2 protein-coding genes are annotated in these 1257 nt (G+C 64.7%); both read right to left on the bottom strand.

Going from position 1 to position 1257, the window contains the following annotated elements; all coding sequences use genetic code 11:
• On the bottom strand, nt 1–193 hold a 193-nt coding region (locus tag FWJ67_RS11165; RefSeq protein WP_414482863.1), incomplete at its 3' end, for an ATP-binding cassette domain-containing protein.
• Between the two features lie 92 nt (nt 194–285).
• On the bottom strand, nt 286–1257 hold a 972-nt coding region (locus FWJ67_RS11160), incomplete at its 5' end, for a sugar ABC transporter substrate-binding protein (protein ID WP_414482862.1).

The raw sequence follows: 1257 nt of genomic DNA, 5'->3' as shown, positions 1-1257 counted from the left end.
CCCCGCCCAGGATCTTCATCAGGGTGGACTTGCCGGCGCCATTTTCGCCCAGCACCCCGACGATCTCGCCCTCGTTGATGGTCACACTCACGTTTTGCAGGGCGCGGATGGTTCCGTCGAAGGTCTTGCTGACGTTCCGCGCCTCCAGGACGGGGCCAGCAGCCAGACCGTTACTCCGCTCGGGCGCGACCAAGCTCTATGTACCCCCCAACGTATCAGCCAGGTGCTCGGGGGCCAAAAGATTGGCCCCCGAGCGATGCCCATGCACTCCAGAACGTCGCTGGCTTAGGACCAGATCGGCTCGATCTTGACCTCCGGCGGCAGGCTCGCGATGAACCGCTCCGCCTGATCCCAGGTGTCGATGCTGAAGTCCAGGAAGTAGTCGTAGAGGCCCTGCACAAAGGCCTTGAACGCCGCGAGGCTCCCGAACTTCTCCAACCGCGCCGGGTAGAGGAAGTCGTGCGAGCCGAGCTCCGTGCCCGCGCCAGCGTGCCGGTCGTAAGCCTTCCCGAGCTCCTTGGTCTTCTGGTACGACATCAAGCGGAAGTCGTACGGATACTGCGGGTTCGGCTTCTTCATCTCCATGAGGATCTGTTCCATGTTCTCCTTCAGCGGCCCGATGCGCAGGTTCGGGTGCTGGTCGAGGCCCGCGTTCTTGACGAGACGCTCCACCTCGCCCGGCGCGCCGTAGACGTCGATGGTGCCGGTCTGGATCATCTCCTCTTCCTTGGGATACCAGGCACCGACAGCCATGTCGTAGAGCATCGGGACCAGCCGCCCGCCGAAGTAGGGGATCGCGAAGCCGGCCGTCACCAGGAAGTTCCCATCCAGGATCTCCTGGGCGGTGGTCAGCTCCATGTCTCGGGATGCGGCCCACGGGCCGATCTGAATCCCCCGGTCCTCAAAGGCCCGCACCGCGCCGGTGGTCACCGAGTCGTTGGCGCCCCACAGACCCTCATAGTCCTGCCGGACAGCGAGGGCCGCCTCCGCCGCCCCGCGGCCACCCTCGTAGTTCCACTCAGCCCACTGGTGGCCGAGGACCTGCATCTCCGGGTAGCGGGTCCAGGCCTGCAGGACGCCCAGGTTGATGTAGACCTGGGAGATGGTGGCGTTGGTCTTGCTGGCCTGCAGGTGGAGGAGCTTGGTCCGGTTGTGCTCCCGCATCTTCTGGAAGAGGATGGCCAGCGGGAAGAAGGTCTGGTAGTCGGACATCGGGGTGTTGTCGATGACCCAGTACGGCCCGAAGTCTCCGGGGAA

Origin of the sequence: Limnochorda sp., from assembly GCF_047459355.1 — a bacterium.
In the GTDB taxonomy this organism is placed as follows: Bacteria; Bacillota; Limnochordia; order Limnochordales; family Limnochordaceae; genus Limnochorda.
Note: the sequence above shows the minus strand (reverse complement) of the source record. Positions and strands in the feature narration are given on the sequence as shown.